Annotated in this window: 11 protein-coding genes; all 11 read right to left on the bottom strand. The window is 65.1% G+C overall.

Translation table 11 applies throughout. From position 1 onward, the window contains the following. Window positions 1–49: 49 nt before the first annotated feature. Complete coding sequence (locus tag QBK88_RS16230) at window positions 50–1,666, bottom strand: glucan biosynthesis protein D (RefSeq protein WP_277962833.1); 1,617 nt, start codon at window positions 1,664–1,666, stop codon at window positions 50–52. Between the two features lie 1,013 nt (window positions 1,667–2,679). Beyond that, the gene (locus tag QBK88_RS16225; RefSeq protein WP_277962832.1) at window positions 2,680–4,191 is read right to left on the bottom strand and encodes an amino acid permease; all 1,512 of its coding nucleotides are present in this window, start codon (window positions 4,189–4,191) and stop codon (window positions 2,680–2,682) included. Between the two features lie 103 nt (window positions 4,192–4,294). Next, on the bottom strand, window positions 4,295–5,719 hold the full coding sequence (locus QBK88_RS16220; RefSeq protein ID WP_277962831.1) for a gamma-aminobutyraldehyde dehydrogenase: 1,425 nt from the start codon (window positions 5,717–5,719) through the stop codon (window positions 4,295–4,297). Window positions 5,720–5,741: 22 nt separating this feature from the next. Next, window positions 5,742–6,551 (bottom strand): ABC transporter permease, encoded by an 810-nt coding sequence (locus QBK88_RS16215; RefSeq protein ID WP_277962830.1) that lies wholly within the window; start codon window positions 6,549–6,551, stop codon window positions 5,742–5,744. After that, window positions 6,541–7,491, bottom strand: coding sequence for an ABC transporter permease (locus QBK88_RS16210; protein ID WP_277962829.1), 951 nt, complete (start codon window positions 7,489–7,491; stop codon window positions 6,541–6,543). The genes QBK88_RS16215 and QBK88_RS16210 overlap by 11 nt, the downstream gene beginning before the upstream one ends. 1 nt (window position 7,492) lies before the next feature. After that, entirely contained in the window at window positions 7,493–8,521 is a 1,029-nt protein-coding gene (locus QBK88_RS16205) for an ABC transporter ATP-binding protein (protein ID WP_277962828.1), read from the bottom strand. A 75-nt stretch (window positions 8,522–8,596) separates the two neighbouring features. After that, the gene (gene ydcS / locus QBK88_RS16200) at window positions 8,597–9,748 is read right to left on the bottom strand and encodes a putative ABC transporter substrate-binding protein YdcS (protein ID WP_277962827.1); all 1,152 of its coding nucleotides are present in this window, start codon (window positions 9,746–9,748) and stop codon (window positions 8,597–8,599) included. A gap of 100 nt (window positions 9,749–9,848) precedes the next feature. Continuing rightward, window positions 9,849–11,309 (bottom strand): gamma-aminobutyraldehyde dehydrogenase, encoded by a 1,461-nt coding sequence (locus tag QBK88_RS16195; protein WP_277962826.1) that lies wholly within the window; start codon window positions 11,307–11,309, stop codon window positions 9,849–9,851. Window positions 11,310–11,444: 135 nt separating this feature from the next. After that, window positions 11,445–12,359 carry a LysR family transcriptional regulator gene (locus tag QBK88_RS16190; protein WP_176570027.1) on the bottom strand — a complete coding sequence of 305 codons (915 nt, stop codon included), beginning with the start codon at window positions 12,357–12,359 and terminating at the stop codon, window positions 11,445–11,447. A gap of 129 nt (window positions 12,360–12,488) precedes the next feature. Further along, on the bottom strand, window positions 12,489–13,751 hold the full coding sequence (locus tag QBK88_RS16185; protein ID WP_277962825.1) for an arsenic transporter: 1,263 nt from the start codon (window positions 13,749–13,751) through the stop codon (window positions 12,489–12,491). Beyond that, window positions 13,752–14,969, bottom strand: coding sequence for an MFS transporter (locus tag QBK88_RS16180; RefSeq protein WP_277962877.1), 1,218 nt, complete (start codon window positions 14,967–14,969; stop codon window positions 13,752–13,754). Window positions 14,970–15,041 lie beyond the last annotated feature (72 nt).

The following is a 15,041-nucleotide window of genomic DNA, read 5'->3' as shown; positions in this document are numbered from 1 at the left end:
CAGCACCGTTGCGGGACCGGGCGAAGCTCGGTCCCGCAGAGGGCTACCGTCAGGTGTACTTGCGTTTTTCCGGCGCGGGCGGGAAGTACTGGTACAACCAGGTCTCGCTCAGCGTGCGGTCCTGGGTGCGGATGAACAGGCGCATTTCCACCGGCTCGACGCTGTCACTGGTGGGGTACCAGTCGAACGTCACGCGGTAGCCCTTGTCCGGCAGTGCCAGAATGTTGAAGTCCTGCACCTTGCCGCTGGACACGGTCACCACCGGCTCGATGCCGGTACCTTCCGGCAACCGCTCCAGGCCACCGCCCTTGAAGTCCACGGCAAAGCGTCGTGCCCAGACTTCCGGGTAGTGCTCGCCCGGTGCCCAGCCTTCAGTAAACCCACCCATGCCTGAACGGGTCGCGTGCACCCGCGCCAGCGGCGTACCCACCGGTGGCAGGGCGCTCCAGTACAGCTTGTAGCCGAAGTTCAGGGCGTCGCCAGCCTTGACCGGTTGCTTGGGCGTCCAAAAGGCCACGATATTGTCCAGGGTCTCGCCCGTGGTAGGGATCTCCATCAGGCTGACCGCACCTTCACCCCAGTTGGTGGTGGGCTCGACCCACAGGCTGGGGCGCTTGTCGTAGCCGTCCACGGTGTCTTCGTAGCTGGAAAACTCGTGGTCGGTCTGCACCAGGCCGAAGCCCTTGGGGTTGTTGTCGGCGAAGGCGTTGAACTGCAGCGTGGCCGGGTTGTTCAGCGGGCGGCAGATCCACTCGCCATTGCCGCGCCACATGGCCAGGCGGTCGGAGTCGTGGATTTGCGGGTGGATGGTGTCGCACATGCGTCGCTCGTGAGTGCCGCAACTGAACATGCTGGTCATCGCCGAAATACCCAGTTGCTCGATATCGGTACGGGCGAACACATGGGCGTCGATGGCCATCACTACCTGTTGTGCCTGGCAGTCGATGTCGAACTTGTAGGCGCCCGTCGCGCTGGGTGACTCCAGCAAGGCATAGACGGTGAAGCGAGTACTTTCCTTGTCCGGGGTTTCGAACCAGAACTTGGTGAAGTCGGGAAATTCCTCGCGCTTCCTGGCATAGGTATCGATGGCCAGGCCGCGGGCCGACAGACCGTATTGGCCGGTGGAGTCCACCGCGCGGAAATAACTGGCGCCCAGGAAAGACAGGATGTCGTGCTTGTCCAGTTCCGGTGCCTTGAACATGCGGAAACCGGCGAAGCCCAGGTCGCCCTTGAGCTGCTTGGTGTCCACCCCGGTGTTGTCATAGCGGAACAGCGGCGGGTGGAAGTGCACCTCGCGCGCCTGCTGCTTGCCCGCATCGACACTGTACATGCGCACGGGCAGCTTGAAGCCCATGCCCACGTGGAAGAACTGCACGTCCAGCTGGCCCTTGTTGTCGTACCAGAGCGAGTGCTTCGGGTCGTACTGGATGGCGTTGAACTGCTGTGGCGTCATGTTCGCCAGGGTAGGCGGCAACACCTGCTTGCGGTCGGTATAACCCTGGGTGGCCAACTGCCGCGCCTGGGCTTGCAGCAAATCGAAACTGAATGGCTCGGCATCGCCGTCGGCGGTGGCTGCCATCGCCTGAGCGGCCAGCAGCCCGGTGCCGGAAAGGCCGGTATAGGCGGCGAGCGCCATGGAGGCCTTGAGAAGGTGCCTGCGGTGCATAAGTAACCCTGTCTGCAAAGAATCCGGGCCACCTCCTGGCAGCCTGGCTGGATCGAGATAAAGGTCTGGACATGCCCTCGGCCAAACACAACCAACCCCTAACAGATAACAAAGTGGGCGGTCGGTTCGCAAGGAGAGGTGAAAAAAGTCGTTCGGGTTTGTTCGGACTGCATGGTGAACGGGCCAAATAGCGTCGAGAGCGGCTTGACGTGTCGCTTGGGAAAATTCCTACAAATACGCCGGATTCTTCCTCGTTTTTCTCCTTGAGTGACCCTGAATACTCGCTGCTTCGGCACTCGAACCAGAGAGGATAAGGTTGATGCCCAGGGTTAGATCGACACGGGTCACCGTGACCGGCCACGTCGTTTTTGATCAGAACTTCGGTGGTTGTGGGGATATTTATCTGTATTGGCGCGAGGTGAGCGTGCCGACAGTGGAAGGTGACGCACCGAAGCGGCCGAGGCAACCGGGTTATGTGTGTGCGAGGATTTATGACGGTAGCGGCTGGTGCGAGCTGCACCTGGGGCGGCTGGTGCCCTATGAGTACCGCAGTTGCCTGCGGGTGACCCACCGCGGCAAGGTCACGGACAGGGTGAAGTGCATGGTCCAGGGGTGGCGCGGGGAGTGTGCGGACTACAGCGAGGACTCGAGCGGCTTTCGGTTGAGCGCGCAGGAGCTGCCCTAAGGCAGCACGCCGCCCGGTCCCACAGCGTTGCGCGTGCTGCTTTTGAAGGACCGGGCGAAGCTCCGGAAGCGGCCACCGCGGTGGTTCAGGCCTACCGCGGCGCCTGTTTCCCGAGCTTGCGCCCGGTCCCACAGCATTGCACGTGCTGTTTTTTTATGGGACCGGGCGAAGCTCGGGAAGCGGCTACCGCGGTGGTTCAGGCCTACCGCGGCGCCGGTTTCCCGAGCTTGCGCCCGGTCCTACTGGATTGTGCGGCTGTTTTTTGTGGGACCGGGCGAAGCTCGGGAAGCGGCTACCGCAGTGGTTCAGACCTACCGCGGCGCCTGGTCTACAGGGTTGCTCGTGCTGCTTCCGTGGGGCCTTGATGCCCGATTTTCCAGGCGTCGCCTGCGGGCGCGGTGCCGTGGTCGTAGGGTTTGGCCAGCCACATGTACAGCAGCCCCAGGCCGATCACCACCGCGGTGGTCACCACCATCGCGTAGTTCACGTACCAGGTAGCGTCCGGGGTGCGCGGCCAGGCCATGTTGATGATGGCGCCCACGCCGTACACCAGTGCACCGACGTTCACCAGCAACCCCCAGCGCCCCAGGTTGAACTGGCCACTGGGCTTCCAGCCGCGCAGGCGGGCGTACAGCGCGCCCAGCACGATCATCTGGAAGGCCAGGTAGATGCCGATCGCCGCGAAGCTGACGATGGTGGCCACGGCGTCCTGCAGGAAGAAACCAAGAATGATGATCAGTGCCGGCAACACGCCCGCCACCAGCAGCGCGTTGACCGGCACCTGGGTGGTGGCCGACAGGCGCTTGAGCAACCGGCTGCCGATGACCATCTCGTCACGGGCGTAGGAGTACAGCAGACGGCTGGCGGCAGCTTGCAGGCTGATCACGCAGGAAATGAACGACACCATCACCACGGCCATCACCACCCGCGAACCGACGCTGCCAAACGCGTTGTTCAGTACCGTAGTCACCGGGTCCTTGTCGGTCCCGTTGATGACCGCCTGCATGTCAGGCACGGCGAGGATCAACGCCAGGCAGGCGAACATCGCCGAGATGCCGCCGATGTAGATGGTCATGCGCATGGCCACCGGAATGCGCTTGCTGGGGTTGGGGGTTTCCTCGGCCACGTCGCCGCAGGCTTCGAAGCCGTAGTACAGGAACATCCCTGCGAGCGAGGCGGTCAGAAAGGCCGGCAGGTAGGAGCCGTCGACGCGGATGTCGAAGGTATTCCACAGTACGCTGAATGGCTGGTGGCGTTCGAAGATCAGCAGGTAGATACCGACGATCAACGCGCCCAGCAATTCGCACAGGAAGCCGAACATGGCGATGCGCGCCAGCATCTTGGTGCCGCTGAGGTTGACCAGGGTGGCCAGCAAGGTCAGCACCAGGGCGATGACGATGTTGGTGGTGTTGCTTGGTTCGAAGCCCAGCATCACCGCCAGATACGGCCCGGCGCCCACGGCCACGGCGGCGATGGTCACGCACAGGGCGATGGAGTAGATCCAGCCCACCATCCACGCCCAGCGCTTGCCCACCAGGCGCCTGGCCCATGGGTACACGCCGCCGGAAATCGGGAATTGCGACACCACTTCGCCGAAGATCAGGCACACCAGCATCTGGCCCAGCCCCACCAGCAGGTAGGCCCAAAACATCGGCGGCCCGCCTGCGGCCAGGCACAGGCCGAACAGGGTGTACACGCCCACCACGGGCGAGAGGTAGGTGAAGCCCAGGGCGAAGTTTTCCCACAGGCTCATGCTGCGGTTGAAGTTGGAGGTGTAGCCCAGTTGCCTGAGCTGCTCGGCATCGTGGTCGACGGCTGCCATGTCAGGGGTGACGCTCATGTGTGTGCTCCGAAAGAATCGGCAGATTCAGGTTGCAGGGTGCCCGTGGGTGGTGCCCGAAAGGCACACCCCGGATCATTGTTGTATGAGGTGCGGGAGGCGATCAGTGCTTGAACATGACGTGCCGCACAGTGGTGTAGTCCTCAAGGCCGTACATGGACATGTCCTTGCCATACCCCGACAGCTTCTGCCCACCATGGGGCATCTCGCTGACCAGCATGAAATGCGTGTTTACCCAGGTGCAGCCGTATTGCAGGCGCGCGCTCAAGCGGTGGGCGCGGCCCAGGTCACGGGTCCATACCGAGGAAGCCAGCCCATAGTCCGAATCATTGGCCCAGCCCAGCACCTGCGCTTCGTCGTCGAAGCGCGTCACCGACACCACCGGCCCGAACACCTCGCGGCGCACGATCTCGTCGTCCTGCTGGGCGTCGGCCAGTACCGTGGGCTGGAAGAAGTAGCCATTGCCGTCCACCGCCTTGCCGCCGGTGACCAACCGGATGTGCGGCTGCGCCACGGCGCGCTCGACGAAGGCGGCTACCCGATCACGGTGCTGCGCGGTGATCAGCGGGCCCAGTTCGGTCGTCGGGTCGTCCTGCAGGCCATGCTTGATGCTGCTGACCGCGGCGCCGAGCTTTTCCACGAACTGCTCGTAAATGCCTGCTTGCGCATAGATACGGCACGCCGCGGTGCAGTCCTGGCCGGCGTTGTAGAAACCGAAGGTGCGGATGCCTTCCACGGCTGCGTCGATGTCGGCATCGTCGAAAATGATCACCGGCGCTTTGCCGCCCAGTTCCATGTGCATGCGTTTCACGCTGTCGCTGGTGCTGGAGATGATGTTCGAGCCGGTGGCGATGGACCCGGTCAGCGACACCATGCGCACCTTGGGGTGCGTGACCAGCGGTTGGCCCACGGTGTGGCCCCGGCCGAACACCAGGTTCAACACCCCGGCAGGGAAAATGTCGTTGGCCAGTTGCGCCAGGCGCAGGGCGGTCAACGGGGTTTGCTCGGACGGCTTGAGCACCACCGTGTTGCCTGCGGCCAGGGCTGGGGCGATCTTCCAGGCCACCATCATCAACGGGTAGTTCCATGGCGCGATGGAGGCGATGACACCCACGGGGTCCCGGCGGATCATCGAGGTGTGCCCCGGCAGGTATTCACCGGCCGCCGAGCCGCTCATGCAGCGGGTGGCGCCGGCGAAAAAGCGGAAGACGTCGGCGATGGCCGGAATCTCGTCATTCAACGCCGCGCTGTAGGGCTTGCCGCAGTTGTCCGACTCCAGCTTGGCCAGCTCTTCGCCGTGGGTTTCAATGGCATCGGCCAGTTTGAGCAGCAGCAGGGCGCGGTCTTTCGGCGGGGTCTGCGACCAGCCATCGAAGGCAGCATCGGCGGCGCGTACCGCCGCGTCCACCTGGCCTTCGGTAGCCTCGTTGATTTCGATCAGCACCCGGCCCAGGGCCGGGTTGAACACGGCCTGTGCCGGGCCTTCGCCGGTCACCAGGTGGCCGTTGATCAGCAGTTGCGTTTGCATGGTCTGTTCCCCTGTGCAGGTGTTATTTGCCGCCGCTGCCAGCCACGCTTTCACCGCCACGTGTCAGGTAGTAGGCGCCCAGGATGGGCAGCATGGTCACCAGCATCACCAGCATGGCGACCACGTTGGTCACCGGTACGTCGCGTGGGCGGCTGAGCTGGTTGAGCAACCAGATCGGCAGCGTGCGCTCGTGGCCGGCGGTGAAGGTGGTGACGATGATCTCGTCGAATGACAGCGCGAACGCCAGCATGCCGCCGGCCAGCAGCGCCGAGCCCAGGTTGGGCAGGATGATGTAGCGAAAGGTCTGCCAGCCGTCGGCGCCCAGGTCCATGGATGCTTCGATCAGGCTGTGGGAGGTGCGGCGCAGGCGGGCGATGACGTTGTTGTAGACGATCACCACGCAGAACGTGGCGTGGCCGACGATGATGGTGAACATGCCCGGTTCGATGCCCAGGCGCTTGAACGCGGCCAGCAAAGCGATACCGGTGATGATGCCGGGCAGGGCGATGGGCAGGATCAGCATCAGCGAGATACCGTCCTTGCCGAAGAAGTCGCGCCGGTACAGCGCCGCCGACGCCAGGGTGCCGAGCACGATGGCGATCAGCGTCGCCACGCACGCTACCTGCAGCGACAGCTTGATGGCCTCCAGCACGTCGGTGCGGGCGAAGGCCACGCTGAACCACTTCAGGGTGAAGCCCTGGGGCGGAAAGCTGAAGGCCGCGTCTTCGGTGTTGAAGGCGTACAGGAAGATGATCAGGATGGGAAAATGCAGGAACACCAGCCCGCCCCACGCGGCGAGGCGCAGGCCCCAGGAGGCTTTGTCAGAGTGCATCGAAGGCCCCCAGGCGTTTGACGATGGACAGGTACACCGCGATCAGCACGATGGGCACCAGGGTGAACGCCGCAGCCATGGGCATGTTGCCGATGGCCCCTTGCTGGGCGTAGACCATGCTGCCGATGAAGTAGCCGGGCGGGCCGATCAGTTGCGGCACGATGAAGTCGCCCAGGGTCAGGGAAAACGTGAAGATGGAGCCGGCGGCGATGCCGGGTACCGACAGCGGCAGCACCACTTGCAGGAAAGTCTGGCGCGGTGTCGCGCCCAGGTCCGCGGAAGCTTGCAGCAGCGAGGGCGGCAAGCGTTCCAGGGACGCCTGGATCGGCAGGATCATGAACGGCAGCCAGATGTACACGAACACCAGGAAACGCCCCAGGTTCGACGTGGACAGCGTGCTGCCGCCAATGCCCGGCAGGCCCAGCACGGCTTGCAGAACCGGCCCCAGCCCCAGGTGCTGGACAAACCACTGGGCCACGCCACCCTTGGCCAGCAGCAGGGTCCAGGCGTAGGCCTTGACGATGTAGCTGGCCCACATGGGCATCATCACCGCGATGTAGAAGAACGCCTTGGTCTTGCCCTGGGTGTAGCGCGCCATGTAGTAGGCGATGGGGAAGGCCACCACGGCGCTGGCGATGGACACCGCCACGGCCATGCCGAGGGTGCGCTGGATGATGTCGAAGTTCGACGGGTTGAACAGCGCGGCGAAGTTGGCCAGGGTCAGGTCAGGGGTGACCGTCATGCTGAAGTCGTCGAAGGTGTAGAAGCCTTGCCACAGCAGGTTCAGCAACGAGCCCAGGTAAATGGCGCCGAACCACAGCAGCGGCGGCACCAGCAGCAATGACAGGTACAAGTTGGGCTTGCGGTACAGCAGGGTCCACAGCCGCCGAAGGGGCGGTACGTCAACCGTTGGTGCAGGTTTTTCCAGGACCAGGCTCATGTCACAGGCCCTCGGTTTCACGCAGCACGGTCATGGCGTCCCGCGCCCAGCGCGCATTCAGGCGCTGGCCGGGTTGCAGGACGATGCTCGGTTCCTGCCACTGGTTGTTCGCCTGGCTGATGGCGATGAGCTGGCCGTTGTCCAGCTTGAGTTCGTAGCGGGTCGAACTGCCCTGGTACTGAATGTCATGCAGCAGGCCGTTGACCTGTATTTCGTGGGGCGTGGCCACTTCGCCGAAGCGGATGTGCTCCGGGCGGATGGAGAAAGGCAACTCGCTGCCGGTCAACTGCCGCGCCGTTTCGCCGCGCAGCACGTTGGAAGTGCCGACGAATTCAGCGACAAAGGTAGTGGCCGGTTTCATGTACAGGTTGCGCGGGCTGTCGACCTGCTCGATGCGGCCTTTGTTGAACACCGCCACCCGGTCGGACATGGACAGGGCTTCGGTCTGGTCGTGGGTGACGAAAATGAAGGTGATGCCCAGCTGGCGCTGGAGTTTCTTCAGCTCGCCCTGCATCTGCTCGCGCAGTTTCAGGTCCAGGGCCCCCAAGGGTTCGTCGAGCAGCAACACGCGGGGACGGTTGACCAGTGCCCGGGCCAGGGCCACGCGCTGGCGCTGGCCGCCCGACAATTGCACCGGCTTGCGCTCGCCGTAGCCACCCAGGGCCACCATGTTCAGCGCCTCCTCGGCCCGGCCAAGGCGTTCCTGCTTGCCCACACCCTTCACTTTCAGGCCGTAGGCCACGTTGTCGCGCACGTTCATGTGCGGGAACAGCGCGTAATCCTGGAACACGGTGTTCACGTCACGCTGGTAGGGCGGCAACCCGGCCGCCTCGGCGCCATGAATGCGGATGGAGCCGGCGCTGGGCTGCTCGAACCCGGCGATCAGGCGCAGGCACGTGGTCTTGCCCGAGCCGGACGGGCCGAGCATGGAAAAGAACTCGCCGTCCTGGATATCGATGGAAACCCGGTCGACGGCCTTCACCTCGCCGAACACGCGGGAAACCTGGGTGAACTGGACTGCAAGCGTCATGATGCGCTACTCCGAAAGGTACGGCAGACACCGTCGTAGCCGCAGCCTTGGGCAGCGGCTACACGAATGGGGGCCTCAGCGGCCGCCCATGATCGCGATGTAGTCCTGGGTCCAGCGGCTGTACGGCACGAACTTGCCGCCCTCGGCCTGCGGGGTTTTCCAGAAGGCGATCTTGTCGAACTGGTCGAAGCCGTTGGTCTTGCAGCCTTCGGCCCCCAGCAGTTCGCTGCCCTGGCAGGCGGCCGGTACCGCTGGCAACGAGCCGAACCAGGCGGCCACGTCCCCTTGCACCTTGGGTTGCAGCGACCAGTCCATCCACTTGTAGGCGCAGTTGGGGTGCGCCGCTTCGGCGTGCAGCATGGTGGTGTCGGCCCAGCCGGTGGCGCCCTCCTTGGGAATGGTCGAGGCCACGGGCTGGTTGTCGGCTTTCAGGCCGTTGACCATGTAGCCCCAGGAGCTGGACGCCACCACGCCCTCGTTCTTCACGTCGCTCATCTGCACGGTCGCGTCATGCCAGTAGCGGTGCACCAGGGCGTGCTGGGCCCGCAGCAGGTCGAGCACGGCCTTGTACTGGGTTTCGGTCAATTCGTAGGGGTTCTGGATGCCCAGCTCGGGCTTGGCGCTCTTGAGGTACAGCGCGGCGTCGGCGATGTAGATCGGCCCGTCATAGGCCTGCACACGGCCCTTGTTGGGCTTGCCATCGGGCAGGTTCTGCGCGTCGAACACCACGCCCCAGCTGGTGGGCGCGGTCTTGAAGGTGTTGGTGTTGTACAGCAGAACATTGGGCCCCCATTGGTAAGGGGTGCCGTAGGTCTGGCCATTGACCACGTACCAGGGGCCGTCCTTGAGACGCGGGTCGAGGTTCTTCCAGTTGGGGATCAGCGCCGTGTTGATCGGCTGTACGCGCTTGCCGGCCACCAGCCGCAGGGAAGCATCGCCCGAGGCGGTCACCAGGTCGTAACCGCCCTTGGCCATCAGGCTGACCATCTCGTCGGAGGTGGCCGCGGTCTTGACGTTGACCTTGCACCCAGTCTCTTTCTCGAACCCGGTCACCCAGTCATAGTTCTTGTCGCTTTCGCCCCGTTCGATATAGCCCGGCCAGGCAACGATATCCAGCTGCCCCTCGCCGGCACCCACCGCCTTGAGCGGTTCGGCGGCCTGCAGGCTGGCGCTGGCCAGCAAGGCGGTGGTCAAGGCGCTGAGCAATGCAGTCTTGTGCTGGTGCATGGTAACCCTCTTCTTCAAATTATGGTCGGGGCAGTAGCGAACCGGTGAAGCGGCCTTCAGCAGGCTGATTATTAGCGTAGTGGTGTGTGGCGTTTCGTGGTCAGAGGTGCTCCCCATGGCGGGCCATGATGTGGCGCACAACGCTGTAGTCGTGCAGTGAATCGCTGGACAGGTCCTTGCCGTAGCCGGACCGTTTCAGGCCGCCATGGGGCATCTCGCTGGCCAGCATGAAATGGCTGTTGATCCAGGTGCAGCCGTATTGCAGCCGCGCGGCGACTTGCAGGGCCTTGTCCAGGTTGTGGGTCCATACCGAAGAGGCCAGGCCGTATTCGGAGTCGTTGGCCCAGTCCACTGCCTGGCTCAGTTCGTCAAAACGGGTGACGGTGACCACCGGCCCGAACACTTCGCGCTGCACGATCTCATCGGTTTGCCGACAGCCGGCCAGCAGCGTCGGCTGGTAGAAAAAACCGGGTCCCGAATGCACGGCGGCCCCGGTGATACGCTCGATGTGCGGCTGGCTCAGGGCGCGTTCCACAAAGCTGGCCACCCGGTCGCGCTGGCGCGAACTGATCAGCGGGCCCAGCTCGTTGTCGGCGTCGCGCTTGCTGGCAAAGCGCAGCTTGCCAACCGCGGCGCCCAGTTCGCTGACCAGCCGGTCATGGATGCCAGCCTGGGCATACACGCGGCAGGCGGCGGTGCAATCCTGGCCGGCGTTGTAGTAGCCATAGTTGCGCACGCCTTCGACCACGGCCTGCAGGTCAGCATCATTGCAGACGATCACCGGCGCCTTGCCGCCCAGTTCCAGGTGCGTGCGCTTGAGGGTCCTGGACGCGGCCTGCAGGATCTTCTGGCCGGTGACGATATCGCCAGTCAGCGACACCATGCGCACCTTGGCATGGCCCACCAGGTGGCTGCCCACGCCCTCACCGCCACCGCAGACAATGTTCAGCACACCGCGCGGCAGAATCTGCGCCAGGGCCGGCGCCAGTGCCAGGATCGACAGCGGCGTGTGCTCGGACGGCTTGAACACCAGGGTATTGCCGGCGGCCAGGGCCGGCGCGATCTTCCAGGCGGCCATCATGATCGGGTAATTCCACGGCGCGATGGAGGCCACCACGCCGATGGGGTCACGGCGCACCATGCTGGTATAGCCGGGCACGTATTCGCCGGCCAGCTGGCCGGTCTGGCAGCGTACGGCGCCAGCGAAGAAACGGAACACATCGACGGTAGCGTTGAGGTCGTCCTGGCGTGCCAGGTGCAAGGGCTTGCCGCAGTTAAGCGCTTCCAGGCGGGCCAGGTGGTCGGCCTGCCGGGCCACGGCGTCGGCGATTTCCAGCAGCAGGTTGGCGCGTTGCTGCGGGGTAGTGCGCGACCAGCCGGCAAAGGCGTAGTGGGCGGCCAGGATGGCACTTTCCACTTGCTCGGCGCTGGCCTCGGCGATGTGGGTCAGCACCTCGGCGGTGGCCGGGTTGATGATGGCCTCCACTCGGCCGTTGCCGGCCACCAGCTCGCCGTCGATCAGCAGCGCGGTACACAGCTCGGGGAGGGAAGTGCCAGCCATTCTGCGAGGTCTCTGTTCTTTTGGGCTCACGGGCAGGTTCCTGGGAAACGGCCCGGGCACGGATTGTCTCGGTGGGTAGAGACTAGTGCGCGGGCGGGTGGGCGACAAATTCTAAATACTGAATGCAGCGTTCGATTAAATCGATACCCGGCGGCCGTTGTGAGGTTGCTCGCGGGCCACGGTCAGGAACGGGTCCACCAAGGCCGGCCGCGCCGTGCCACGGCGCCAGGCCAGGCCCACGTCGAGGGTCTGGGTGAGGTCGGCCAGGGGCCGCGCCTCGATGATGTCGCCCTCCAGCGACCAGGGCCGGTAGGTCATGTCCGGCTGTATCGACACCCCCAGGCCGGCCGCCACCAGGCTACGCACGGCCTCGGTGGAGGCGGTGCGCAGGCTGATGCGCGGTGTCAGGCCCGCGCCGGTCCAGATGCGCTGGGCGTTGTGGTCCATCTCGTCGACGTTCAGCTGGATCAGCGGTTCGCGGGCCACGTCGGCCAGGTTGATGCTGTCGTGTTCCAGCAACGGGTGCTGGGCCGGCAGCCACAGCCGATGGGGCGAGTGGGTCAGCACTTCGGTTTGCAACGCGTGGCGGTCCTCCAGGTTGGAGAGGATCAGCACCCCCACGTCGATCTCGCCGCTGACCAGCAGGTGCTCGATGTAGGGGCGCTCGTCTTCCATCACCCGCAGCTCGACGTTGGGGTAGGCGCGCTGGAAGCGGGTCAGCAGGTCGGCCAGGTAGTACCCGGCCACCAGGCTGGTCACGCCGATGACCAGTTGGCCAGCCACCTGGTCGGTGCTCTGTTGCAGGCTGCGCTTGGCGTTGTCCACGGTGGCCAGGATCAGGTGCGCCTGGCGCAGGAACTGGTGGCCCTGGTGGGTCAGCGTCATGCCCTTGGCGTGGCGGTTGAACAGGGTCACGCCGATTTCCTGTTCCAGTTGCTGGATGGCCAGGGTCAGGGTTGACTGGGAAATGAACACCGCCTGGGCGGCGGCCGAGATCGAACCGGTCTCGGCCACGGCGATGAAGTGGCGGATCTGGCGCAGGGTCATCATGGCGGGCTTGCTCGGTAGTGAGGGGCGAACTGCATTGAACGGTCACGCCGCGCACCCTCTGCGACCCGGCGAGCGCGGCGCGGCCGGAATCGAGTGTATATCTTTTTTTTCGAAGGCTGGCCGCTTCGCTCAGGCGGGTACGGCGGTCAGCAACACCAAAGCCGCCAGGAGGGCAGGTGGCATGACCAGCGCGCCCAGGCGCAGGAAGCCCAGGGCACTGACATGGCCGCCCTCACGCCGCACCGCGATCAACCACAGCAACGTCGCCAAGGACCCTGTGACCGACAGGTTCGGCCCCAGGTCCACGCCAATCAGCAGCGCCGCGGTGGCCTGGGTGGGCAGCGGCGCTATGTGGTTCATGGACCCGGCGATCAGCCCCGCGGGCAGGTTGTTGATCAGGTTGCTGGCAATGCCCACCAACAGTCCACCGGCCCAGCTCGCCTGCACGGGCGCCCGCTGTGCCAGGTCGGCCAGGGCGTGGGCGAGGTGGGCGGTCACGCCGGTCTGGGTCAGGTCGGCGACCAGCACGAACAAGCCCGCCACCAGCGGCAACACCCCCCACGCCACGTGGCGCAGCACCGGCACCGGGCTGCTGCGCTCCAGCAGGTGCACGCCCAGCAAGGTAGCCAGGCCGGCGCAGAACGTTGGCAGGCCCAGTTGGGCGTCCAGGGCCGAGGCTAGCAACAGCACCACCGCCGTCAGGCCGATGCCCCAGGCGGTCAGGCGGGCGCTGGTACTCAGAGGTTGCACGTCGAACTCGGTGGCCAAGGGCTGGCGCAAGGCTTTTCGCTGGGTTAACCGCAACACCCCATAGGTCATGCCGATGGCCGCCAGCGACGGCAGGCTGAAATGCCACAGCCAGGTCAGCAGCGGCGGCATGTGGCTGCCGAATACCACCAGGTTGGCCGGGTTGGAAATGGGCAGCACGAAGCTGGCGGCGTTGGCGATGAAGGCGCACACGAACAGATACGGCAGGGGCTCGGCGCGTGCCGCGCGGGCCGCGGCATACACTGCCGGCGTCAGCACCACCGCGGTGGCGTCGTTGGACAGCAGCACGGTCACCAGGGTGCCTACCAGAAAGACCAGGTCGAACAGACGCTGGCTGGAGCCCTTGGCATGCCGCGCCGCATACATCGCCAGCCAGTCGAACAGGCCTTTCTGCCTCGCCAGTTCAGCCAGCACCATCATGCCGATGAGGAACAGATAGACATCACCGCCTTTGGCCACCGCGAGCAGGGCGTCTGGCCAGGGAATCATCCCGGTTGCCGTCAGCAGCACCGCGGCACCGGCCGCCCAGGCGTACTCAGGCGAGCGCCACGGGCGCAGCAGAATGCCCAGGGTAGCGAGTATCGCCACCCCCCAGATAATCAATTGGCTTGTGGTGAAGGGCATTCAGCGGGCTCGGGCAAGGGGGGCGGTGGAAACCCGGGTAGGGTGCTGCAGTGTCTCCGGCATCTTCAACCACAGCAATAGCAGCGCCACGGCCGCCACGCCAGCCAGGGTCAGAAAACCTGCGCTGTAACCGGCCCACTGCACCACGGTGCCGGCCAGACTGCCGCTCAGCGCGGCACCCAGCCCGAAGGCCGTGGTCACCGCGCCGAGGCTGACGTTGAAGTGGCCGGTGCCCTGGGTCAGGTCCTTGACCATCAAGGGCAACAGCGCGCCGAACAGGCCGGCACCGATGCCGTCGAGCATCTGGATAGCCACCAGCCAATACGGGTCATCGGACAGGGTATAGAGCACCCCGCGCACCGGCAGAATCAGGAAACCGGCCAGCAGCAACGGCTTGCGCCCCCACTGGTCAGCGCGGGCACCCACTAGCCAGGCCATGGGAACCATCACGAGCTGTGCAGCGATGATGCAGGCAGAGGTCAATGGGGTGGCGAGTGTCAGGTCCTGCAGCGAAAGCTTCTGGCTCACCAGCGGCAGCATGGCGGCGTTGGCCAGGTGAAACAGCGCACAACACAGGGCTAGCAACAACAGGGGGCGGTTACCCAGCAACACATCGATCGCCGAGGGTTGGGCACGGTGCTGATGCGCCGGGTCGTCCAGCCCGCGGGCCTGGGCATGGTCAATGGCGGCGGGGTCCACCTGCCACACCGCCAGCACACTGGCCAGGGCCATGAAGGCCATCAGGTAGAACACGGCCACCGGGCCCAGCCAGAACGCCAGGCCCCCGGCCAGCAACGCCGCGACGGCGTTGCCCGCATGGTTGAAGCTTTCGTTGCGGCCCGTACGGCGGGTAAACGCCCGGGGGCCCATCAGCCCCAGGGAAATCGCAGCGATGGCCGGTGCGAAGGCTGACGCTGCCACGGCGCTGAGTGCCTGGGCCATGGCCACGGCGGTGAACGAAGACGTCCAGGGCAGCACGAGGCAACTGCCGGTCACCAGCAGCGCCGCCACCGTCACGACCGCGCGCTTGGCCACGGTGCCATCCACCAGCGCGCCCGCGGGCGTTTGCGCCACCAACCCGGCCAGGCCTGCCAGGGTCATGACCCAGCCGATCTGCGCGGCGTTCCATTCGTGAACAGCCAGCAGGTAGATGGCGAGGTAGGGGCCCAGGCCGTCGCGCACGTCAGCCAGAAAGAAGTTCAGCGCATCCAGCGCCATGCCGTTACGACGGGACGAAGGGGTGGGCAAGGTGGCGGTCTCCGGTGGGAATGGGCCGGGTCTAGAGCAATG

Source organism: Pseudomonas sp. RIT-To-2 (assembly GCF_029623465.1).
In the GTDB taxonomy this organism is placed as follows: Bacteria; Pseudomonadota; Gammaproteobacteria; order Pseudomonadales; family Pseudomonadaceae; genus Aquipseudomonas; species Aquipseudomonas silvicola.
Note: the sequence above shows the minus strand (reverse complement) of the source record. Positions and strands in the feature narration are given on the sequence as shown.